Below are 19,076 nucleotides of genomic sequence, written 5' to 3'. Positions count from 1 at the left end.
AGTCCAAATAAAAAAATAAATAAGGCAACAAGCACGTAGCTAACAAGGGATTCCCCTTCTTTTGTAAACAGTTGATAACGGAAATAAACGAGATCAAATAAAACAAAAGCAATGAGAACTAATTGTACAGCATTCCATAATCCAACCGAACGAAAAATTCCGAGACCAAAACGATGAATTGTTAAATATGCAAAAAAGCCCATTTGACTAATTACACTAAAAATAAAACCAACACCAATAAGCCAAACGAGAACGGATAAAATTTCTTTTATTTCAAACGATGTAAAAAGACGTGCATATTCGTTCCATTTCACAGCAAACCCAACAATCCCCGTACTTATTCCGCCAACAAACAATGTAGAAAAAAACAATTGAACCCACTTTCGACTATTCACTTGTGCAACCTCCACTTCCCAATATCCCTTCCAAAATTCTATCAACGAAATAAGAAAAATGCTAGCGAATATTTTTGCAAAGAACATTGAATATTAACAGTAAGGAAACTTGTTGAAAGGGGCTCTTAATTATGAATCGGACATTTTTGCTCTTCCTATTTAGTTATGTATTGATGCTGACCGGGTGCGCCCAACAAGAAGAAACCCCTGCGCAACCTGAGTACGATCAAACAAAAAAAATGGTCGTCGATATTTTAAAAACAGATGAAGGAAAAAAAGCGATTCAAGAAGTGATGAGCGATGAAAAAGTCAAACAACAGCTTGTTATGGATCAACAAATAGTAAAAAAAACAATTGAAGAAACGTTAACTTCAGACAAAGGAAAGACATTTTGGAAAAAAGCATTTGAGGATCCAAAGTTTGCTCAAAATTTTGCAAAAAGCATGCAAGAAGAACATGAAAAATTGTTGAAAGCGCTCATGAAAGATCCTGAATATCAAGCAATGATTGTAGACATTATGCAAAATCCAGAGATAAAAAAACTGATACAAACGGAAATGAAAAACAAAGATTTTCGCGCTCACTTGCAAAAAGTGATTACAGAAACTTTTAGCAGCCCGTTATTTAAAGCAAAAATTGAAGACATCCTCATCAAAGCTGCGGAGGAGATGCAAGGGGAGAAGAAAAAAACTGATGAGGAAGAGTCAAGCGAAGAGCAAACAGCATGAGGGGCTCAATCGCCCCTCATCGCAATTTCGCAATGATTTTCCTTGCAATATCCATATACACTTTTCCGATCGGATGATCTTCTCCATATACTGAAGGAGCGAAATCATCATCGTTCCAATCTGGTTGTCCGAGCGGCAGTTGTCCTAATAAATCCGTCTGCAGTTCTTCAGCTAACTTTTGACCGCCACCTTTTCCAAAAATATATTCTTTTTCCCCCGTCGTTTTGCTTTCAAAATATGACATATTTTCAATGACACCGACAACTTCATGATTTGTACGTACCGCCATCGCTCCCGCCCTTGCTGCTACAAAAGCTGCTGTGGGATGAGGAGTCGTCACTATAATTTCTTTCGATGTTGGGAGCATTGTATGCACATCTAACGCTACATCGCCTGTACCTGGAGGCAAATCTAATAATAAATAATCCAACTCTCCCCATTCCACTTCATCAAAAAAGTTTTTTAACATCTTCCCAAGCATCGGGCCGCGCCAAATGACCGGGGAATTATCTTCTACAAAAAAGCCCATAGAAATAACTTTTACTCCGAGCCGTTCAACTGGGATGATTTTTTCCCCACGAACAATAGGGCGCTCAGTGATGCCCATCATGTCTGGTACGCTAAACCCATAAATGTCAGCGTCAATTAAACCGACTTTTTTACCAAGCCTTGCAAGCGAAACAGCTAAGTTAACGGAAACAGTCGACTTTCCTACTCCACCTTTTCCACTTGCGATCGCCAAATAAATCGGCTCATTTACCATTCGCTCTTCTTCTAACGGCAATTGAGCAAAGCGAAGTCCAACAGAAGACGCCCCTGCATCTTTTAAACGTTGCACAACGGTTTGTTGTACTTGAAGTTGTTGAGCCGTTTCCATTTTAGCTAAAGCAATTTTCACACTCACTAGCCCTTTTTCTTCATTTATCTTGACTTCTTGAATGGCTCCTGTTTCTTTAAACGTTTTTTTCAAAAAAGGGTCATAAATTGTTTCGAGCAGTTCCACAACTTGTTTTTCTGTCAACATCGCGCCTCACCAATCCTTATGTATTCGGTTTCACACTTTCAATATAACATAATTTTCTGGATAAAAAAATGAATCCTTCTCACTCAGAAGGATCACGTTCATTTGATACGTAACGTAAAATGCCTTTGTAAATCGAAGCCGCTAACTTTTCCTGATACGATGAAGACACTAGTAGTTTTCGTTCTTCCTCGTTTGATAAAAAACCAATTTCAACTAAAGCCCCTGGCTTTTTAGCCATTTTTAATAAATATACCGTTTGAATGGGCTTCGCCAATCGATGTGTATTTTCCAAATTGACACGTAGCTCTTGTTGAATAAACTTAGCTAATCTCGCATTTTCCTCTAATGAAGGATAGTAAAAAACTTGTGCGCCTCTCCACTTCGGCGAAGGGATGGCATTTAAGTGAATACTAATGAAAAAATCTGCCTCTGACTCATTAACAAACTGCACTCGCCGTTGTAAGTCCTCTATTTTTCTTCGGCTATATCCTCTTGTCTGTTCGCTAGCTAAATCATGATCTCCTTCTCTTGTCATTTGAACAAGCGCACCTTGTTGTTGCAAATAATCGCGTAATTTCAACGCCACATGTAGCGCGATTTCTTTCTCCAAAACGTCTCCTTCAACCGCTCCCCCATCAGGACCCCCGTGCCCTGGGTCAAGAATGATTACCTTCCCTGATAACGGTAAGCTCCATGCTTTCCACGAGCGATCGCTTAACACGTAAAACTGTAACAAAAGGACAAAAACAATGAAAAAAATAATAATACGTATTTTCATCCCTTCTCCTCCCCACTATTTATGTTATATGGGACAAGAGAAGAAATTAGAACGGTTATTTTAAACGAAGCTTTTGACGACGCAATCCTTTTTCCATTCCCTCTTCCCACCATACGTCGATATAGCGAGCACATACATCGTATATTCCATCTCTCCACTGTTTCATGTACTCATGTAGCTCATGAATGAGCTGCTCATACTCATCTATACAACGACTTTTTACCGTTTCGATTTTCTCGCCGTAATATGCAAATCGACTATAATGCGCCCCGAGTAAGTACGCTTCAACCGCAGCGTCAATACAAATGTTTTCAATGACATGAGAAATAATCATATATCGTTGCCAATATGTATGTACACGTCTACACAATTCACGATAAGAAAGATCCCGCAATACGTTTCGTTCATAAGTAAGCTGTTTTTCTAATTTCTTCGCTGTAAATGATGTAAGCATTCCCATTTTGCTGTCCCTCCTTATGTATATTGTTTGCATGTGACAAAGGAACATACAAAAAAAATCTCGGCAAAATAATTGCCGAGATTTTTTGAAATTAACGTTTTGAGAATTGTGGTGCACGACGAGCGCCTTTGAGACCGTATTTTTTACGCTCTTTCACACGAGAATCGCGCGTTAACAAGCCTGCACGTTTTAATGTTTGACGGTATTCAGGGTCAACTTGCAACAACGCACGAGCAATGCCATGACGGATTGCGCCTGCCTGACCTGTGAATCCACCGCCGCTTACGTTTACTAGTACATCGTAGCTACCGAACGTTTCTGTTAAAACAAGTGGTTGTTTTACAACTTCAACTAATGACTCGTATGGAACGTAATCACGAATGTCACGACCATTTACGATAATGCGTCCTTCACCTGGAACGAGACGCACGCGCGCAACTGAGCTTTTGCGACGACCTGTGCCGTAGTATTGTACCTGTGCCAAAATAATGCCCTCCTTTAATCAATTATCCACGAAGTTCGTAAACTTCTGGTTTTTGTGCTTGATGCGGATGTTCACTTCCGCGATAAACGTGCAATTTTTTGAACATTTGACGACCAAGGCTACCTTTTGGAAGCATGCCACGAATTGCTCTTTCAAGCATTTGCTCTGGATAATTTGTGCGCATTTCAAGCGCTGTTCTTACTTTTAATCCACCTGGATGTAAGCTGTGACGGTAGTATAATTTGTTTGTTAATTTTTTACCTGTTAACTCAACTTTCTCTGCGTTGATGATGATCACATGATCACCAGTATCAACGTGCGGTGTGTAAGTTGGTTTATGTTTACCGCGCAAAATTGCAGCAACTTCACTAGCAAGACGTCCTAACGTTTTGCCTTCTGCATCAACAACGTACCATTTACGTTCTACTTCATTTGGCTTCGCCATATACGTACGCATTTGTTTTCCCTCCTAAAATAAAAAATGAACAAGCGATATTTATTTCAACACGATTAATTTCCGGGGCTAATCGTGGGTTTAAAATACATACCATATGATATAATATCTCTTTCAACACCCAATGTCAAGAAAATGTTACACCTGGATTAGTTGTCATACGAAACGTGCCATAAATAAAGACCGTGACCCGGTGCGGTCTTTCCGGCAGCACTTCGATTTTTTTGTTCCAAAATTGTTTTCATCTCTTCAGCACGCCGTTCCCCGCGTCCGACTTCTAGCACCGTCCCAACGATAATGCGAACCATATTGTATAAAAAGCCATTTCCAACGAGACGGAAGATCAATTCGTCTCCTTGTGGAATGACTTCCGCCTCGTAAATCGTACGCACTTTATCCTCTATTTCCGTTTTTGCTGAACAAAAACTCGTGAAATCATGCGTGCCAATCAGATCATGAAGCGCTTCGTTCATCGCTGCTACATTAAGCGGATACGGATAATGATACACGTAATGACGCAAAAACACGTTTTTCTCCCCCGTCCATACGCGGTAACGATATTCTTTCTTTTTCACGCTAAACCGTGCATGAAAGGAAGGGGATACTTCACTTGCTTCTTTGACAATGACATCATCAGGGAGAAGCGCATTTAACGCTCTCGGCCATTTCTCATCTGGAATGGACAGCGGTGTGTCAAAATGAATCACCTGTCCGTGTGCATGAACGGTTGCATCCGTCCGTCCTGAAGCATATACGCGAACAAATTGCCCCTTATGAATGATCGAAAGCGCACGCTCAAGCTCTCCTTGTACCGTTCGCTTTTGTTGTTGAATTTGGTACCCCACAAAATGCGTACCATCGTACGCAATAATACATTTTATTCTTCTCGTCATCTGAACTTAGCCCCTTTTACGAACGAAGTAACCATAACGCAATGGCCAATAAGGTAAGCAAAAGCATAAAAACCGTATCTGCACGCTTCCACGTCAACTCGCGCCATTTTGTTCGATCTTTCCCTCCGCGGTATCCGCGCACTTCCATTGCAACGGCTAACTCTTCTGCACGTTTAAATGCGCTAATAAATAGTGGAACGAGCAACGCCGTCATCGCTCTCATTCGTTCCGATAATGGGCCGCCTGAAAAATCAACGCCACGAGCCGCTTGAGCTTTCATAATCTTCTCGGTTTCTTCCATCAATGTTGGAATAAAACGAAGAGAAATCGACATCATTAACGCTAGCTCATGAACAGGTATATTCCATTTTTTTAATGGCGAAAGCAATGATTCCATCCCATCGGTCACTTCGATTGGCGTTGTTGTTAACGTCAATAATGTTGTCACAACAATAAGGAGCAAAAAGCGTAAAGAAATAAATGCCCCTTGTTGAATACCTTGATCATACACTTCCATTCCAAACCATTGAAAAACAACATGTCCTTCTTTTGTTAACAACACGTGAAGAAGGAATGTAAATACAATCACCCATAAAATAGGCTTCAGCCCTTTAACAAAAAACGAAAGGCGAATGCGCGATAAAAACAACAAGATGCACGTAAAAAAAGTTAATAGCCCGTATGTCCATCCGTTATTAGCAAGAAAAACGATGAACACATAAATAAACATAGTAATAAGTTTTGTACGTGGATCGAGACGGTGAATGAAAGAGTCCCCAGGAACATATTTTCCAATAATCATACTGTTCATCATATACCCTTCACCTTATTAAATAACGTTTGTAAGTTTTTAATGACATCTTCTATCGTCAAACATGGGGTGTGAAACTGCACGCCAAATTTTTGTTCGATGGCTCGCTGAAACAATATCGTTTCAGGTACATCTAATCCGAGATGTAGTAAATCATCGACGTGACGGAAAATTTGCTCCGGCGTCCCTCTTCGCACAATCGTCCCTTGATGCATGATGATAATCTCATCGGCATAACGTGCTGCTTCTTCCATACTATGTGTGACGAGCACAATCGTCATCCGTTTTTGTTGTTGAAGGCTAGCGAACATCTCCATCATTTCTTTTCGACCACGAGGATCTAACCCTGCAGTCGGTTCATCTAACACAAGCACTTCTGGCTCCATCGCCAAAACGCCTGCGATGGCGACACGACGCATTTGTCCCCCACTTAAACCAAATGGTGATTTATGTCGCACGTCTTCTGGCAATCCGACAAGCGCTAACCACTCACTAACGCGAGCTTTCGCCTCCTCTTCTGTCATTCCAAAGTTCATCGGTCCAAAACAAATATCTTTTTCTACTGTTTCTTCAAATAGTTGATGTTCAGGAAATTGAAACACGATTCCTACTTTTTTTCGCAAAGGCTTTAACTGTTTTTCTTTCTTTCCTGCTGTTATTGTATAATCCCCAAGATGAACAGTCCCTTTTGTCGGCTGGAGTAAGCCATTTAAATGTTGTAAAAAGGTGGATTTTCCTGATCCGGTATGACCGATCACCGCAACATACGACCCACTCCGAATATCAACATGAATATCGTACAACGCCCGTTTCTCAAAAGGGGTATTTACTTGGTAACGGTGTTCGACATCGCGGAATACAATGTCCATAATTCACTCACCAACCCCTCTATTGTCAAATGATCGGTTGTAATCGGAATACGATTGTCTTTCAACCGTTGACTTAGTTGCAGGGAAAACGGTAAGTCTAACCCCATTTCTTCTAACTTCATCCCATGCGCAAAAATATGTTTAGGTGTTCCCTCTAGTGCGATCCTTCCTTTATTCATGACAATCACTCGGTCGGCTTTTGCCACTTCATTTAAATCATGAGTAATTGAAATAACCGTCATATCGTGTTCACGACGAAGTGATTGGATCACTTGAAGAACTTCTTTTTTTCCACTTGGATCAAGCATCGATGTTGCCTCATCTAAAATAATGATATTTGGTTGAAGAGCAATGGCGCTTGCGATCGCCACACGTTGTTTTTGTCCACCTGATAGACGATGTGGTTCGTCATTCATGAAATTTTCCATACCTACTTTTTGTAACGCTTCTTTTATGCGCTTTTCCATCTCATGTTTTGGTACACCACGATTTTCAAGACCAAAAGCAACGTCATCTTGGACAGTCGTTCCAACAAATTGGTTATCTGGGTTTTGGAAAACAATCCCTAGTCGTTTTCGAACGTCCCATACTGTTTCTTCATTTAACGGAATACCGCATACGTGAATCGTTCCACTCGTAGATGGCAATAGGCCAATCAACAATTTAGCAAGCGTCGATTTTCCCGATCCGTTATGTCCAACAATTGTTACCCATTCGCCTTCATACACTTGAAACGAAACGTTTTGTAAAGCATACGTTTGTTCATTCGCATATTGAAAACTTACATTTTCCACACGTACAGCAACTTCCACATTTCTCTCCTCATCTCTTCTGAATTTTCTTATTCTCTACTCTACTACAAAAAAGAAAACAAAAAAAGGGCATAGATCCAGTTCAAAAACTGTCTCGCCCTTGTAAAAACATATTAAACTAGTTCGATAATGACCATTGGCGCACCGTCACCGCGGCGTGGTCCAAGTTTCATAATACGTGTATAACCACCTTGACGGTCTTGGTAACGAGGTGCGATGTCGCTAAACAATTTTTGAATCGCATCTTGACCTGTTTCTGTGTTTGCGACTTCTTTGCGTACGAATGCAGCCGCTTGACGACGTGCATGCAAATCGCCGCGCTTTCCTAATGTAATCATTTTTTCTACAACAGAACGCAACTCTTTTGCACGAGCTTCTGTTGTTTCAATTCGCTCATTAATGATTAAGTCTGTCACTAAATCACGAAGCAATGCTTTACGTTGAGAGCTTGTGCGTCCTAATTTTCTGTAAGACATGTGATGTCCCTCCTTTATTTCACTTTTAACATGAAAATGCCTAGTTAACCAAACGCTTAACTAGTCATCTTTACGTAAGCTTAATCCTAGCTCTTCTAACTTCGCTTTTACTTCCTCAAGCGACTTGCGGCCTAAGTTGCGCACTTTCATCATATCTTCTTCCGTTTTTTGAGCAAGCTCTTGCACTGTGTTGATGCCAGCACGTTTTAAGCAGTTGTATGAACGAACAGAAAGATCAAGCTCTTCAATTGTCATTTCGAGCACTTTTTCTTTTTGGTCTTCTTCTTTTTCGATCATGATTTCAGCATGTTGTGCTTCGTCTGTTAAGTTCACAAAAATGTTCAAGTGCTCTGTTAAAATTTTTGCCCCTAGTGAGATTGCTTCTTTCGGGCCGATGCTACCATCTGTCCACACGTCGATCGTTAACTTATCGTAGTTTGTCATTTGACCGACGCGCGTATTTTCGACTTGGTACGATACGCGCGATACCGGCGTATAAATGGAATCGATCGGGATAACACCTATCGGTTGATCCTCGCGCTTATTAGCATCAGCTGGTGTATACCCACGCCCGCGTTTCGCTGTCATTCTCATGCGCAAACGACCGTCTTTTGCCAAAGTAGCAATATGAAGGTCTGGATTGAGAATTTCTACATCGCTATCGTGAGTAATATCCGCAGCTGTAACGACTCCTTCACCCTGTACATCAATCTCAAGCGTCTTTTCTTCGTCCGAGTAAATTTTTAGCGCTAGCTTTTTAACATTTAAAATGATCGTTGTTACATCTTCCACGACGCCATCAATTGTTGAAAATTCGTGCAATACACCATCTATTTGAACAGATGTTACAGCGGCACCAGGGAGTGAGGATAACAGGATACGACGTAAGGAGTTACCCAAAGTTGTACCATATCCACGCTCAAGTGGTTCAACGACGAATTTGCCATATTTGGCATCCTCGCTGATTTCAACCGTTTCGATTTTCGGCTTTTCAATTTCCAGCATTCCTTTAACCCTCCTTCAAAACGTCGAAACCCCGATTAAACCGATGACAGCTCAATCGAAATTCCCCCATGAATAAGTTCCCGAATGTGCACAACAACTGTTTTTCATTTCCCTGTAAGAATGACTATATCCCATTATTGACACATGCGCAAATTCTATACAGAGAAATTAAACACGACGACGTTTTGGCGGACGGCATCCGTTATGTGGAACCGGTGTAACATCTTTAATTGCTGTAATTTCTAATCCAGCCGCTTGAAGTGCACGAATCGCTGCTTCACGACCAGCACCTGGACCTTTTACGTTTACTTCAACAGTTTTCATGCCATGCTCCATTGATGCTTTTGCAGCAGCTTCTGCAGCCATTTGTGCAGCGAACGGAGTAGACTTACGAGAACCTTTGAAGCCTAACGCACCCGCACTTGACCAAGAAATTGCATTTCCATGAACGTCTGTAATTGTGACGATTGTGTTGTTAAAAGTCGAACGGATATGAGCGATACCAGATTCAATATTCTTTTTTACACGACGTTTACGCGTATTCGTTTTACGTGCCATTCGTTCATGAACCTCCTTTACTTAATTATTTTTTCTTATTCGCTACTGTACGACGTGGACCTTTACGTGTACGAGCATTGTTTTTCGTATTTTGGCCACGAACTGGCAATCCGCGACGATGACGAAGACCACGGTAGCAACCGATCTCCATTAAACGCTTAATGTTTAAAGATACTTCACGACGAAGATCTCCTTCTACTTTTAAGCGATCTACGATTTCGCGAATTTTTCCTAATTCTTCTTCTGTTAAATCGCGAACACGAGTGTCTTCAGATACACCAGCTTCTGCTAAGATTTTTTGTGCAGTTGCTTTACCGATTCCGTAAATGTATGTTAATGAAATGACTACACGTTTGTCACGAGGAATATCTACACCTGCAATACGTGCCATGATTTGTACACCTCCTCAAGTTTTATCCTTGTTTTTGCTTATGCTTTGGATTTTCACAAATAACCATAACTTTTCCGCGTCTGCGAATGACTTTGCACTTTTCGCAAATCGGTTTTACAGATGGTCTAACTTTCATGTGAACTTACCTCCTTGTTCGTGCGGAGTGTTATTTATATCGATACGTAATTCTTCCACGTGTTAAATCGTAAGGTGATAATTCAACTGTTACTTTATCACCTGGTAAGATGCGAATAAAATGCATGCGAATTTTACCTGAAACGTGAGCTAAAACGGTATGACCGTTTTCAAGTTCCACTCGGAACATCGCATTTGGCAACGTTTCAACGACTGTACCTTCCACTTCAATTACATCGTCTTTCGCCATTGAACGGCTCTCCCTTCTTTTTTGAAATGAGTAACATGTTCAACTAACACGACCAGTTTAGTTTAAAGCTTACGATGCGCATCCGCAAAGAAGGTTAAAGCGTTCAAAGTGTTGTTAAAATTTCATATCCCGTCTCGGTAATGGCAATCGTATGCTCAAAGTGAGCACATAGTTTGCCATCTACTGTGACGACCGTCCAATTATCTTCTAACGTGCGAACATAACGGGTTCCTGCATTCACCATCGGCTCAATGCACAGAACCATGCCTGGCTTTAACCGTGGTCCTTTATTTGGCGGACCGTAATGTGGGATTTGCGGACTTTCATGTAAGTCTTGACCAATTCCATGCCCGACATACTCACGCACAACGGAAAAGTTATGCGCCTCAACGTATGTTTGGATCGCATGAGAAATGTTCGTTAACCGTGCGCCAGGTTTCGCTTCTTCCAATCCACGATACAATGACTGTTCTGTCACTTCTAAAAGCTTTTTCGCTTCTTCTGAAATGGCTCCGACCGGATACGTCCAAGCCGAATCACCATGATATCCATTATATTTTGCGCCAATATCGATGCTAATAATATCTCCTTCGCGAAGCACACGGTCTCCTGGAATACCATGAACGAGCTCTTCATTGACCGATGTGCAAATGCTCCCACGGAATCCATTATATCCTTTAAACGAAGGAATTGCACCATGTTTGCGAATGAACGTTTCAGCAATATGATCGAGCTCTCGCGTCGTTATGCCTGGCTCGATATATTTTTGTAGTTCTTGATGAGTTAAAGCGACAATTCGACCAGCTTCACGCATAATTTCAATTTCGCGTGGGGTTTTGCAAATGATCATGATTGTAAGCCCCCAAGTAATTCACAAATGTCAGCAAACACTTGATCAATATGTTGTTGTCCATTAATGTTGCGCAAGTACCCTTTCGCTGCGTAAAAATCAAGCAACGGCTGAGCTTGCTTCATATTGACTTCAAGACGATTCGCTACGGTCGCTTCGTTATCATCTGCGCGTTGATACAATTCTCCTCCGCATTTATCGCAGATGCCTGCTTGTGCTGGCGGATTAAATACAAGATGATACGTTGCGCCGCATTCTTTACAAATGCGTCTGCCTGTTAGACGTTCCATTAAGATGCTTTTATCTACTTCGATGTTAATAACATAATCAATGGAACGGTTCAATTGTTGAAGAAGCGTTTCTAACGCTTCCGCTTGAGCGACTGTTCGTGGAAATCCATCAAGCAAAAATCCGTTTTGGCAATCGTCCTTGCTTAACCGTTCACGAACAATGCCGATCGTCACTTCGTCTGGAACAAGATCGCCGCGATCCATATACGATTTCGCCTGTAAACCGAGCTCTGTTCCTTCTTTAATCGCTGCTCGAAACATATCCCCAGTAGAAATGTGAGGAATTTTATATTTCTCAACAATTTTTTCTGCCTGCGTACCTTTTCCAGCACCTGGAAGTCCCATTAATACTAAATTCATCAACGTCTCCCCCTCAGCTCTATGTGAGGTAGAGGGAATAAAATTCCCAACACCTCTTTTTATTTAATAAAGCCTTTGTAATGGCGCTTCACTAATTGGCTTTCTAGCTGCTTCATCGTCTCTAAAGCAACACCGATGACGATCAGCAAGCCCGTTCCTCCAATTCGAGCAGAAGGCGGTAGTTTAGCGAACTCGATAAAGAAGACAGGAAGAACAGCGATTGCTGCTAAAAATAGAGCTCCGACGAAAGTTAACCGGTACAAAACGCGTGTGATGAATTCTTGCGTGTTCTTTCCTGGACGAATGCCTGGAATGTAACCACCTTGCTTTTTCAAATTGTCCGCCATTTGTTCTGGATTGACTTGAACAAACGCATAAAAATACGCGAAGGCAACAATTAAAGCGACGTATATGATCATACCAACTGGTTGCGTGTAGTCAAAAACTTTTTTAATCCATAATGTTACATCATTCGAGCCGAAAAACGATGCAATCGTCGGTGGAGTAATAATAAACGACACCGCAAAAATAACCGGAATAACGCCTGCCGGATTGACTTTTAACGGAATGTGTGTCGAATGACCACCTACCGGACTACGTCCTTCTAATCGCTTTGCGTACTGAATCGGAATTTTCCGAAACGCTTGTTGCACATAAATGACGCCAACAATAACTGCAACAACTGCTAAAGCGACTAACAACACTGTGACGATGCGTAAAAACAGCTGATCGCCAGCATTTTCAAACTGTTGAACGTAAATTTGATTAAGTGTTGTTGGGATACCGGATACGATCCCTGCAAAAATCAATACGGAAATCCCGTTTCCAACACCTTTAGCTGTAATTTGCTCACCAAGCCACATTAAAAAGGCTGTTCCAGCTGTTAACACAAGCGCAATAAGCAAATATGTCGGAATGCCTGGATTTTTAATGAGCATGCCACCAGACATATTATGAAAACCGTACGACATAGCGAACGCTTGGATAAATCCAAGCACAATCGTAAAATAGCGGGTAAACTGAGCGAGTTTACGGCGGCCTACTTCTCCTTGTTTCGACCACTCTGTAAATTTAGGAACAACATCCATCTGCAATAGTTGAACGATGATGGATGCCGTAATGTATGGCATGACGCCCATCGCAAAAATAGAAAAGTTTCGTAAAGCGCCACCACCAAATGTGTTCAATACGCCAAAAGCGTTGAACTGATCTTGCATTTTTAGTACGTCTGCATTGACGCCCGGCACAGGAATAAACGTACCGATGCGAAATACAATGAGCATAAGAAGGGTGAATACAATTTTTCTTCTTATATCACCCACGCGCATAAAATTGGAGATTGTTCGAAACATTAAATCACCTCAGTTTTACCGCCAGCAGCTTCGATCGCTTCTTTTGCAGAAGCAGAGAATTTATGAGCTTTTACTGTTAATTTTTTCGTAAGCTCACCGTTTCCAAGAACTTTGATGCCTGCTTTCAACTTGCTTACTACGCCTGTTTCAAGCAACAATTCTGGTGTTACTTCAGTACCGTTTTCAAAGCGATTTAATGCTTCAAGGTTAACGATCGCATATTCTTTACGATGAATGTTTGTGAAGCCGCGTTTTGGTAAACGACGGAATAAAGGTGTTTGACCACCTTCAAAGCCGATGCGTACACCGCCGCCAGAGCGAGCGTTTTGCCCTTTATGTCCTCTACCAGAAGTTTTTCCGTTACCAGAGCCGATACCACGACCAACACGGTTACGTTCTTTACGGGAACCCGGTGCTGGTTGTAATTCATGTAGCTTCATGCCGAGGCACCTCCTTATTCTTCTAATTCTTTTACTGTTACAAGGTGAGAAACTTTATTAATCATCCCACGAATGGCTGGATTGTCGTTATGAACAACTGTTTGATGCAATTTTCTTAAACCTAATGTTTTAACCGTCACGCGTTGGTCTTGCGGACGACCGATTACGCTGCGAGTGAGGGTAATTGCTAATTTTTTCGCCATCATTTTTCCCTCCCTTATCCTAACAGTTCCTCAACTGTTTTACCGCGCAATTTTGCTACCTCTTCAGCACGTTTCAATTGCTTCAAACCGTCAATTGTTGCGCGCACCATGTTGATTGGTGTGTTGGAGCCGATTGACTTCGATAAAATATCGCTAATACCTGCTAATTCTAATACCGCACGTGCAGGACCACCAGCAATAACCCCTGTACCTTCGGATGCTGGTTTTAAAATGATTTCACCTGCTCCGAAATGTCCGATAACTTCATGTGGAATTGTTGTACCAACAATCGGTACAGTAATTAAGTTTTTCTTCGCGTCTTCAATCGCTTTGCGAATAGCATCTGGAACTTCTTGAGCTTTTCCAGTTCCGAAGCCGACATGACCGTTTTTGTCACCAACAACGACTAACGCAGCGAAACGGAAACGACGTCCACCTTTTACTACTTTAGCTACGCGGTTAACGGCAACAACGCGTTCTTCTAGTTCAAGTTTATTTGGATCAATGCGACGCATCTCTGTCCCTCCTTCTTAATTAGAATTGTAATCCAGCTTCACGAGCAGCGTCTGCAAGTGCTTTAACACGTCCATGATATAAATATCCGCCACGGTCAAATACAACCGCCGTAATTCCTTTTTCAAGTGCACGTTTAGCAATTAATTCGCCCACTTTTTGAGCTGCTTCAACATTGCCTGTTGATTCTAAGTCAAACTCTTTATCTAACGTTGACGCGCTAACAAGTGTCACAGCTTTCACATCGTCGATAATTTGCGCGTAAATGTGTTTGTTTGAACGGAACACATTTAAGCGTGGACGTTCCGCAGTTCCTACTACTTTACGACGAACACGAGCGTGTCTTTTTTTGCGAACTGCATTTTTATCAAGCTTAGTGATCATTCGTGTCACTCCTTTCATTTACCTAAGCAGCATTATTTCTTACCTGTTTTACCTTCTTTACGACGTACAACTTCGCCCTCGTAGCGAATACCTTTTCCTTTGTAAGGCTCTGGTGAACGAACGGCACGAATGTTTGCTGCTAATTCACCAACACGTTGTTTGTCCGCACCTTTAACGATGATTTTTGTTTGTGAAGGAACTTCGATTTCAAGTCCTTCTTCTGGCTCGATTTCAACAGGATGAGAGTATCCTACGCTTAATACAAGCTTTTTGCCTTGTTTTGTCGCACGGTAACCGACACCGACAAGCTCAAGTGCACGCTCATAGCCTTTTGAAACACCTTCAACCATGTTTGCAAGCAAGCTGCGAGTCGTTCCGTGAAGTGCACGATGATGTTTCTCATCGCTTGGACGCTCAACTGTTAAAACGTTGCCTTCTAATTTAATGATCATATCTGGATGGAACGTACGAGTAAGTTCACCTTTCGGACCTTTTACAGTAACCGTGTTACCGTTTAATGTAACTGTAACACCAGCTGGAATTTCCAATGGTTTTTTACCAACACGTGACATGTACTACACCTCCATTCGTTGCAAAATAATTACCAAATGTATGCTAACACTTCGCCGCCAGTACGTTTTTGACGTGCTTCTTTGTCAGTTAAAATGCCTTGAGATGTTGAAAGAATTGCGATTCCTAGGCCGTTCAATACGCGTGGTACTTCGTCAGCCTTTACATATACGCGCAAACCAGGTTTGCTAATGCGTTTAAGACCTGTAATTATGCGCTCGTTATTTGGACCGTACTTTAAGAAAATACGAAGAATACCTTGTTTGTTATCTTCAATGTATTCGACATCACGAATGAAACCTTCACGCTTTAAAATTTCAGCGATTTCTCTTTTAATTTTCGAAGCAGGAACTTCAAGTTTCTCGTGACGCACCATGTTCGCATTACGAATGCGAGTAAGCATATCTGCAATTGGATCTGTCATCACCATTATGTTTTACCTCCTTCCCAACTCATGGGTTTATTACCAGCTTGCTTTTTTCACACCAGGAATTTGACCTTTATACGCTAATTCACGGAAACAAATACGGCAAAGTTTAAATTTGCGATATACAGAGTGTGGACGTCCACAACGCTCACAACGAGTGTACGCTTGTACTTTAAACTTTGGTGTGCGTTTTTGTTTCGCGATCATTGATTTTTTAGCCACGTTTTCGCCTCCCTCTTTTTACGAATGGGAATGATTATTTTTGGAATGGCATACCGAGCAACGCAAGTAATTCACGAGCTTCCTCGTCAGTTTTCGCAGTTGTAACGATCACGATGTCCATACCGCGAACTTTGTTTACTTTATCGTAATCAATTTCAGGGAAAATTAATTGCTCTTTTACACCTAATGTGTAGTTTCCACGTCCATCGAATGATTTTTTCGATACGCCGCGGAAGTCACGAACGCGCGGTAAAGAAACAGAAACGAGCTTATCGAAAAACTCGTACATGCGCTCACCGCGAAGTGTTACTTTCGCACCGATTGGCATTCCTTCGCGAAGACGGAAACCAGCGATTGATTTTTTCGCGCGTGTAACAACTGGTTTTTGACCAGAAATTAATGCGAGTTCTTCTACTGCGCTATCTAACGCTTTTGCGTTTTGTACCGCATCACCAACACCCATGTTGATGACGATTTTTTCGATTTTTGGAACTTGCATCACTGATTTATAGTTAAACTTGCTCATAAGAGCAGGAACAACTTCTTTCAAATACTTTTCTTTAAGGCGGTTCATTTGAGTACCTCCCTTCCTCAGTCACTTCATTATTTGTCTAAAATTTCACCAGAACGTTTCGCATAGCGAACTTTTTTACCGTCAACTACTTTGTATCCAACACGAGTTGGTAATCCTGTTTTTGGATCAAGAGGCATTACGTTTGATACGTGGATTGGCGCCTCTTGGCTGATAATGCCGCCTTGTGGATTTGCTTGAGAAGGTTTTACGTGTTTTTTTACGATGTTCACACCTTCAACAAGCACTCGGTTTTTCTTTGGAAACGCAGCAAGAATAACGCCTTGTTTTCCTTTATCCTTACCAGAGATCACTTGCACTTTATCACCTTTTTTTACATGCATCTGAATCGCACCTCCTTAAAAGGCTTTTCCTTTTCATTAAATCACTTCTGGAGCTAAAGAAACGATTTTCATAAAGTCTTTGTCGCGCAACTCACGAGCAACTGGTCCGAAAATACGCGTACCACGTGGGCTCTTGTCATCACGAATGATTACGCAAGCATTTTCGTCAAAGCGGATGTAAGAACCGTCTGTACGGCGCACGCCACGTTTTGTACGAACGACAACCGCTTTAACAACTTGACCTTTTTTAACAACGCCACCTGGTGTTGCATCTTTAACTGTCGCCACAACGATGTCGCCAACGTTCGCATAACGACGACCAGAACCACCTAGCACTTTAATGACAAGCACTTCACGTGCACCAGAGTTATCAGCAACTTTCATACGAGTTTCTTGTTGAATCATTGACGAAACCTCCTTTCGGATTTGTATCCATCACACCGAACATATTGATTAAACGATAACAGCTTTTTCAACTACTTCAACAAGACGGAAACGTTTTGTTGCAGAGAGAGGACGTGTCTCCATAATTTTTACAATGTCGCCCACTTTTGCTACATTGTTTTCGTCATGTGCTTTATATTTTTTCGAATACTTTACGCGCTTGCCGTAAAGAGGATGCTTTTTATAAGTTTCTACAAGAACCGTAATTGTTTTATCCATTTTATCGGAAACAACACGGCCGACGAGAACTTTACGATTGTTGCGTTCACTCATTGTGCGAACCTCCCCTCGATTTCAATTATTTATTAGCAGCGATCTCTCTTTCGCGAATAACAGTTTTCATACGCGCAATCGCTTTGCGTACTTCACGAATACGAGCAGTATTCTCTAATTGACCTGTTGCCAATTGGAAGCGAAGGTTGAATAACTCTTCTTTCAACGCTTTAATTTTTTGTTCAATCTCGGCAGTGGTAAGTTCACGAATTTCTTTAGCTTTCATTTGATTCACCACCAATTTCTTCACGTTTTACGAATTTACATTTGATTGGAAGTTTGTGAGAAGCAAGACGTAATGCTTCACGAGCCACTTCTTCAGAAACTCCCGCGATTTCAAACATTACTTTACCAGGTTTAACAACAGCTACCCAACCTTCTGGAGCACCTTTACCGGAACCCATGCGCACTTCAAGTGGTTTTGCTGTGTATGGTTTTGAAGGGAAAATTTTAATCCATACTTTACCGCCACGTCTCATGTAACGAGTCATCGCACGACGAGCAGCCTCGATTTGACGGTTTGTAATCCATGCTGGCTCTAACGCTTGTAAGCCATACTCACCAAAATGTACTTCCGTACCGCCTTTTGCACGACCTTTCATGCGACCGCGATGTTCACGACGATATTTTACGCGTTTTGGCATTAACATGATTAATTTCCTCCTTCCTCAGTTTTCTTTTTCGTAGGAAGGACTTCTCCACGATAAATCCATACTTTCACGCCGATTTTCCCGTATGTTGTATCCGCTTCTGCTGTTGCGTAGTCAATGTCAGCGCGAAGAGTATGAAGTGGAACTGTTCCTTCGCTATAATGTTCTGAGCGAGCGATATCTGCTCCACCTAAACGACCAGATACCATCGTTTTAATTCCTTTAGCACCTGCACGCATTGTGCGTTGAATCGCTTGTTTTTGCGCACGACGGAATGATACGCGGTTTTCAATTTGACGCGCGATATTTTCCGCAACAAGTTTTGCTTCTAAGTCTGGCTTTTTGATTTCAACGATGTTGATATGAACACGTTTGCCAGTTAATTCGTTTAACGCTTTACGAAGCGCTTCAACTTCAGATCCACCTTTACCGATTACCATTCCTGGTTTCGCTGTGTGGATAGTGATGTTCACACGATTTGCCGCACGCTCGATCTCAATGCGAGAAACAGCTGCATCACTTAAGCGCTTTGTGAGGTACTCGCGAATTTTAAGATCTTCGTGTAAAAGGTCCGCGTAATCTTTTTCAGCGTACCATCTTGATTCCCAATCACGAATAATACCAATGCGAAGACCGATTGGATTTACCTTTTGACCCACT

34 protein-coding genes (1 of these 34 running past the window's edge) are annotated in these 19,076 nt (G+C 41.7%); 1 reads left to right on the top strand and 33 read right to left on the bottom strand.

All coding sequences use genetic code 11. From position 1 onward, the window contains the following. Positions 1-395, bottom strand: partial view of a KinB-signaling pathway activation protein gene (locus NST18_RS00815; protein ID WP_192952141.1) — the 5' portion only. The gene continues 202 nt to the left of window position 1, outside the view; 395 of the gene's 597 nt are visible here — the first part of the coding sequence; the start codon lies at positions 393-395; its stop codon lies off the left edge, out of view. A gap of 131 nt (positions 396-526) precedes the next feature. Here NST18_RS00815 and gerD point away from each other — a divergent pair, with 131 nt between their 5' ends. Then, positions 527-1,123 (top strand): spore germination lipoprotein GerD, encoded by a 597-nt coding sequence (gene gerD, locus NST18_RS00810; RefSeq protein ID WP_064214006.1) that lies wholly within the window; start codon positions 527-529, stop codon positions 1,121-1,123. 16 nt (positions 1,124-1,139) lie between these two features. Here the strand turns inward: gerD and NST18_RS00805 are convergent, their stop codons facing one another. The 32 genes from NST18_RS00805 to rpsC form a co-directional block, all read right to left on the bottom strand. Next, positions 1,140-2,147, bottom strand: coding sequence for an Mrp/NBP35 family ATP-binding protein (locus tag NST18_RS00805; protein WP_004888714.1), 1,008 nt, complete (start codon positions 2,145-2,147; stop codon positions 1,140-1,142). A gap of 79 nt (positions 2,148-2,226) precedes the next feature. Then, the gene (gene cwlD, locus NST18_RS00800; protein WP_004888713.1) at positions 2,227-2,925 is read right to left on the bottom strand and encodes an N-acetylmuramoyl-L-alanine amidase CwlD; all 699 of its coding nucleotides are present in this window, start codon (positions 2,923-2,925) and stop codon (positions 2,227-2,229) included. A gap of 55 nt (positions 2,926-2,980) precedes the next feature. Then, entirely contained in the window at positions 2,981-3,385 is a 405-nt protein-coding gene (locus NST18_RS00795) for a DUF2521 family protein (protein WP_004888712.1), read from the bottom strand. 91 nt (positions 3,386-3,476) lie between these two features. Continuing rightward, positions 3,477-3,869: a 30S ribosomal protein S9 gene (rpsI, locus tag NST18_RS00790; protein ID WP_003397701.1), complete on the bottom strand. Its 393-nt coding sequence runs from the start codon at positions 3,867-3,869 to the stop codon at positions 3,477-3,479. Positions 3,870-3,891: 22 nt separating this feature from the next. After that, entirely contained in the window at positions 3,892-4,326 is a 435-nt protein-coding gene (rplM, locus tag NST18_RS00785) for a 50S ribosomal protein L13 (protein ID WP_012573869.1), read from the bottom strand. 146 nt (positions 4,327-4,472) lie between these two features. Further along, positions 4,473-5,216, bottom strand: coding sequence for a tRNA pseudouridine(38-40) synthase TruA (gene truA, locus NST18_RS00780; protein WP_064214004.1), 744 nt, complete (start codon positions 5,214-5,216; stop codon positions 4,473-4,475). Positions 5,217-5,232: 16 nt separating this feature from the next. Continuing rightward, positions 5,233-6,030: an energy-coupling factor transporter transmembrane component T family protein gene (locus NST18_RS00775; protein WP_064214003.1), complete on the bottom strand. Its 798-nt coding sequence runs from the start codon at positions 6,028-6,030 to the stop codon at positions 5,233-5,235. Then, positions 6,027-6,896, bottom strand: coding sequence for an energy-coupling factor ABC transporter ATP-binding protein (locus NST18_RS00770; RefSeq protein ID WP_064214002.1), 870 nt, complete (start codon positions 6,894-6,896; stop codon positions 6,027-6,029). The genes NST18_RS00775 and NST18_RS00770 overlap by 4 nt, the downstream gene beginning before the upstream one ends. Next, complete coding sequence (locus NST18_RS00765; RefSeq protein ID WP_064214001.1) at positions 6,854-7,708, bottom strand: energy-coupling factor ABC transporter ATP-binding protein; 855 nt, start codon at positions 7,706-7,708, stop codon at positions 6,854-6,856. The genes NST18_RS00770 and NST18_RS00765 overlap by 43 nt, the downstream gene beginning before the upstream one ends. Positions 7,709-7,821: 113 nt before the next feature. Continuing rightward, a complete protein-coding gene (rplQ, locus tag NST18_RS00760) occupies positions 7,822-8,184 on the bottom strand; it encodes a 50S ribosomal protein L17 (RefSeq protein ID WP_003397694.1) in 363 nt (120 codons plus the stop codon). Between the two features lie 60 nt (positions 8,185-8,244). Next, the gene (locus NST18_RS00755) at positions 8,245-9,189 is read right to left on the bottom strand and encodes a DNA-directed RNA polymerase subunit alpha (RefSeq protein ID WP_003397693.1); all 945 of its coding nucleotides are present in this window, start codon (positions 9,187-9,189) and stop codon (positions 8,245-8,247) included. 168 nt (positions 9,190-9,357) lie between these two features. Further along, a complete protein-coding gene (gene rpsK, locus NST18_RS00750) occupies positions 9,358-9,747 on the bottom strand; it encodes a 30S ribosomal protein S11 (protein ID WP_003397692.1) in 390 nt (129 codons plus the stop codon). 25 nt (positions 9,748-9,772) lie between these two features. Then, positions 9,773-10,138, bottom strand: coding sequence for a 30S ribosomal protein S13 (gene rpsM / locus NST18_RS00745; protein ID WP_003397691.1), 366 nt, complete (start codon positions 10,136-10,138; stop codon positions 9,773-9,775). A gap of 22 nt (positions 10,139-10,160) precedes the next feature. Beyond that, positions 10,161-10,274 carry a 50S ribosomal protein L36 gene (gene rpmJ, locus NST18_RS00740; RefSeq protein ID WP_000868344.1) on the bottom strand — a complete coding sequence of 38 codons (114 nt, stop codon included), beginning with the start codon at positions 10,272-10,274 and terminating at the stop codon, positions 10,161-10,163. 30 nt (positions 10,275-10,304) lie between these two features. Continuing rightward, positions 10,305-10,523: a translation initiation factor IF-1 gene (gene infA / locus NST18_RS00735; RefSeq protein WP_003247618.1), complete on the bottom strand. Its 219-nt coding sequence runs from the start codon at positions 10,521-10,523 to the stop codon at positions 10,305-10,307. Positions 10,524-10,626: 103 nt separating this feature from the next. Beyond that, positions 10,627-11,373: a type I methionyl aminopeptidase gene (gene map / locus NST18_RS00730; RefSeq protein WP_004888702.1), complete on the bottom strand. Its 747-nt coding sequence runs from the start codon at positions 11,371-11,373 to the stop codon at positions 10,627-10,629. Beyond that, entirely contained in the window at positions 11,370-12,023 is a 654-nt protein-coding gene (locus tag NST18_RS00725; RefSeq protein ID WP_004888700.1) for an adenylate kinase, read from the bottom strand. The genes map and NST18_RS00725 overlap by 4 nt, the downstream gene beginning before the upstream one ends. 59 nt (positions 12,024-12,082) lie before the next feature. Next, positions 12,083-13,375, bottom strand: coding sequence for a preprotein translocase subunit SecY (gene secY, locus NST18_RS00720; RefSeq protein WP_004888698.1), 1,293 nt, complete (start codon positions 13,373-13,375; stop codon positions 12,083-12,085). Then, positions 13,375-13,815, bottom strand: coding sequence for a 50S ribosomal protein L15 (rplO, locus tag NST18_RS00715; protein WP_004888697.1), 441 nt, complete (start codon positions 13,813-13,815; stop codon positions 13,375-13,377). Before rplO ends, secY begins: the two co-directional genes overlap by 1 nt. A gap of 14 nt (positions 13,816-13,829) precedes the next feature. Further along, the gene (rpmD, locus tag NST18_RS00710; protein ID WP_003397685.1) at positions 13,830-14,018 is read right to left on the bottom strand and encodes a 50S ribosomal protein L30; all 189 of its coding nucleotides are present in this window, start codon (positions 14,016-14,018) and stop codon (positions 13,830-13,832) included. A gap of 14 nt (positions 14,019-14,032) precedes the next feature. Continuing rightward, on the bottom strand, positions 14,033-14,533 hold the full coding sequence (gene rpsE / locus NST18_RS00705) for a 30S ribosomal protein S5 (protein ID WP_004888691.1): 501 nt from the start codon (positions 14,531-14,533) through the stop codon (positions 14,033-14,035). Positions 14,534-14,552: 19 nt separating this feature from the next. Next, positions 14,553-14,915, bottom strand: coding sequence for a 50S ribosomal protein L18 (rplR, locus tag NST18_RS00700; protein ID WP_004888689.1), 363 nt, complete (start codon positions 14,913-14,915; stop codon positions 14,553-14,555). 32 nt (positions 14,916-14,947) lie between these two features. Continuing rightward, the gene (rplF, locus tag NST18_RS00695) at positions 14,948-15,487 is read right to left on the bottom strand and encodes a 50S ribosomal protein L6 (RefSeq protein WP_004888688.1); all 540 of its coding nucleotides are present in this window, start codon (positions 15,485-15,487) and stop codon (positions 14,948-14,950) included. Between the two features lie 29 nt (positions 15,488-15,516). Further along, a complete protein-coding gene (gene rpsH, locus NST18_RS00690) occupies positions 15,517-15,915 on the bottom strand; it encodes a 30S ribosomal protein S8 (RefSeq protein ID WP_004888685.1) in 399 nt (132 codons plus the stop codon). A 33-nt stretch (positions 15,916-15,948) separates the two neighbouring features. Then, positions 15,949-16,134 (bottom strand): 30S ribosomal protein S14, encoded by a 186-nt coding sequence (gene rpsN, locus NST18_RS00685; protein ID WP_003397678.1) that lies wholly within the window; start codon positions 16,132-16,134, stop codon positions 15,949-15,951. A gap of 34 nt (positions 16,135-16,168) precedes the next feature. Continuing rightward, the gene (rplE, locus tag NST18_RS00680; RefSeq protein WP_004888681.1) at positions 16,169-16,708 is read right to left on the bottom strand and encodes a 50S ribosomal protein L5; all 540 of its coding nucleotides are present in this window, start codon (positions 16,706-16,708) and stop codon (positions 16,169-16,171) included. A gap of 29 nt (positions 16,709-16,737) precedes the next feature. Then, complete coding sequence (rplX, locus tag NST18_RS00675; RefSeq protein WP_003397676.1) at positions 16,738-17,049, bottom strand: 50S ribosomal protein L24; 312 nt, start codon at positions 17,047-17,049, stop codon at positions 16,738-16,740. 36 nt (positions 17,050-17,085) lie between these two features. After that, positions 17,086-17,454: a 50S ribosomal protein L14 gene (rplN, locus tag NST18_RS00670; RefSeq protein ID WP_004888678.1), complete on the bottom strand. Its 369-nt coding sequence runs from the start codon at positions 17,452-17,454 to the stop codon at positions 17,086-17,088. A gap of 48 nt (positions 17,455-17,502) precedes the next feature. Further along, positions 17,503-17,766 (bottom strand): 30S ribosomal protein S17, encoded by a 264-nt coding sequence (gene rpsQ / locus NST18_RS00665; RefSeq protein ID WP_003397674.1) that lies wholly within the window; start codon positions 17,764-17,766, stop codon positions 17,503-17,505. 25 nt (positions 17,767-17,791) lie between these two features. Continuing rightward, the gene (gene rpmC, locus NST18_RS00660) at positions 17,792-17,992 is read right to left on the bottom strand and encodes a 50S ribosomal protein L29 (protein WP_003397671.1); all 201 of its coding nucleotides are present in this window, start codon (positions 17,990-17,992) and stop codon (positions 17,792-17,794) included. Further along, positions 17,982-18,416: a 50S ribosomal protein L16 gene (gene rplP, locus NST18_RS00655; RefSeq protein WP_003397670.1), complete on the bottom strand. Its 435-nt coding sequence runs from the start codon at positions 18,414-18,416 to the stop codon at positions 17,982-17,984. Before rplP ends, rpmC begins: the two co-directional genes overlap by 11 nt. 2 nt (positions 18,417-18,418) lie before the next feature. Continuing rightward, positions 18,419-19,075, bottom strand: a complete 657-nt coding sequence (gene rpsC, locus NST18_RS00650) for a 30S ribosomal protein S3 (protein WP_003397666.1) — start codon at positions 19,073-19,075, stop codon at positions 18,419-18,421. Position 19,076 lies beyond the last annotated feature (1 nt).

Origin of the sequence: Anoxybacillus sp. FSL W8-0104 (genome assembly GCF_038004465.1) — a bacterium.
GTDB classification, from domain to species: Bacteria; Bacillota; Bacilli; order Bacillales; family Anoxybacillaceae; genus Anoxybacillus; species Anoxybacillus flavithermus_G.
The sequence above is the reverse complement of the archived record's forward strand: the minus strand, read 5'-3'. Positions and strand labels throughout refer to the sequence as shown.

Excerpts from the sequence above, each read along its gene's own strand:
- rpsH (WP_004888685.1), bottom strand. The coding sequence starts at position 15,915 with ATGGTGATGACAGATCCAATTGCAGATATGCTTACTCGCATTCGTAAT.
- rpmC (WP_003397671.1), bottom strand. The coding sequence starts at position 17,992 with ATGAAAGCTAAAGAAATTCGTGAACTTACCACTGCCGAGATTGAACAA.
- infA (WP_003247618.1), bottom strand. The coding sequence starts at position 10,523 with ATGGCGAAAGACGATGTAATTGAAGTGGAAGGTACAGTCGTTGAAACG.
- NST18_RS00795 (WP_004888712.1), bottom strand. The coding sequence starts at position 3,385 with ATGGGAATGCTTACATCATTTACAGCGAAGAAATTAGAAAAACAGCTT.
- rplN (WP_004888678.1), bottom strand. The coding sequence starts at position 17,454 with ATGATTCAACAAGAAACTCGTATGAAAGTTGCTGATAACTCTGGTGCA.
- rplM (WP_012573869.1), bottom strand. The coding sequence starts at position 4,326 with ATGCGTACGTATATGGCGAAGCCAAATGAAGTAGAACGTAAATGGTAC.
- rpsQ (WP_003397674.1), bottom strand. The coding sequence starts at position 17,766 with ATGAGTGAACGCAACAATCGTAAAGTTCTCGTCGGCCGTGTTGTTTCC.
- map (WP_004888702.1), bottom strand. The coding sequence starts at position 11,373 with ATGATCATTTGCAAAACCCCACGCGAAATTGAAATTATGCGTGAAGCT.
- NST18_RS00725 (WP_004888700.1), bottom strand. The coding sequence starts at position 12,023 with ATGAATTTAGTATTAATGGGACTTCCAGGTGCTGGAAAAGGTACGCAG.
- secY (WP_004888698.1), bottom strand. The coding sequence starts at position 13,375 with ATGTTTCGAACAATCTCCAATTTTATGCGCGTGGGTGATATAAGAAGA.
- rplR (WP_004888689.1), bottom strand. The coding sequence starts at position 14,915 with ATGATCACTAAGCTTGATAAAAATGCAGTTCGCAAAAAAAGACACGCT.
- rplQ (WP_003397694.1), bottom strand. The coding sequence starts at position 8,184 with ATGTCTTACAGAAAATTAGGACGCACAAGCTCTCAACGTAAAGCATTG.
- rpmD (WP_003397685.1), bottom strand. The coding sequence starts at position 14,018 with ATGGCGAAAAAATTAGCAATTACCCTCACTCGCAGCGTAATCGGTCGT.
- rplO (WP_004888697.1), bottom strand. The coding sequence starts at position 13,815 with ATGAAGCTACATGAATTACAACCAGCACCGGGTTCCCGTAAAGAACGT.
- NST18_RS00755 (WP_003397693.1), bottom strand. The coding sequence starts at position 9,189 with ATGCTGGAAATTGAAAAGCCGAAAATCGAAACGGTTGAAATCAGCGAG.
- rplP (WP_003397670.1), bottom strand. The coding sequence starts at position 18,416 with ATGTTAATGCCAAAACGCGTAAAATATCGTCGTGAACATCGCGGTCGC.
- rpsE (WP_004888691.1), bottom strand. The coding sequence starts at position 14,533 with ATGCGTCGCATTGATCCAAATAAACTTGAACTAGAAGAACGCGTTGTT.
- rpsM (WP_003397691.1), bottom strand. The coding sequence starts at position 10,138 with ATGGCACGTATTGCAGGTGTAGATATTCCTCGTGACAAACGTGTAGTC.
- rplE (WP_004888681.1), bottom strand. The coding sequence starts at position 16,708 with ATGAACCGCCTTAAAGAAAAGTATTTGAAAGAAGTTGTTCCTGCTCTT.
- NST18_RS00770 (WP_064214002.1), bottom strand. The coding sequence starts at position 6,896 with ATGGACATTGTATTCCGCGATGTCGAACACCGTTACCAAGTAAATACC.
- rplF (WP_004888688.1), bottom strand. The coding sequence starts at position 15,487 with ATGTCACGTGTTGGTAAAAAACCATTGGAAATTCCAGCTGGTGTTACA.
- cwlD (WP_004888713.1), bottom strand. The coding sequence starts at position 2,925 with ATGAAAATACGTATTATTATTTTTTTCATTGTTTTTGTCCTTTTGTTA.
- truA (WP_064214004.1), bottom strand. The coding sequence starts at position 5,216 with ATGACGAGAAGAATAAAATGTATTATTGCGTACGATGGTACGCATTTT.
- rpsK (WP_003397692.1), bottom strand. The coding sequence starts at position 9,747 with ATGGCACGTAAAACGAATACGCGTAAACGTCGTGTAAAAAAGAATATT.
- gerD (WP_064214006.1), top strand. The coding sequence starts at position 527 with ATGAATCGGACATTTTTGCTCTTCCTATTTAGTTATGTATTGATGCTG.
- rpmJ (WP_000868344.1), bottom strand. The coding sequence starts at position 10,274 with ATGAAAGTTAGACCATCTGTAAAACCGATTTGCGAAAAGTGCAAAGTC.
- NST18_RS00775 (WP_064214003.1), bottom strand. The coding sequence starts at position 6,030 with ATGATGAACAGTATGATTATTGGAAAATATGTTCCTGGGGACTCTTTC.
- rplX (WP_003397676.1), bottom strand. The coding sequence starts at position 17,049 with ATGCATGTAAAAAAAGGTGATAAAGTGCAAGTGATCTCTGGTAAGGAT.
- NST18_RS00805 (WP_004888714.1), bottom strand. The coding sequence starts at position 2,147 with ATGTTGACAGAAAAACAAGTTGTGGAACTGCTCGAAACAATTTATGAC.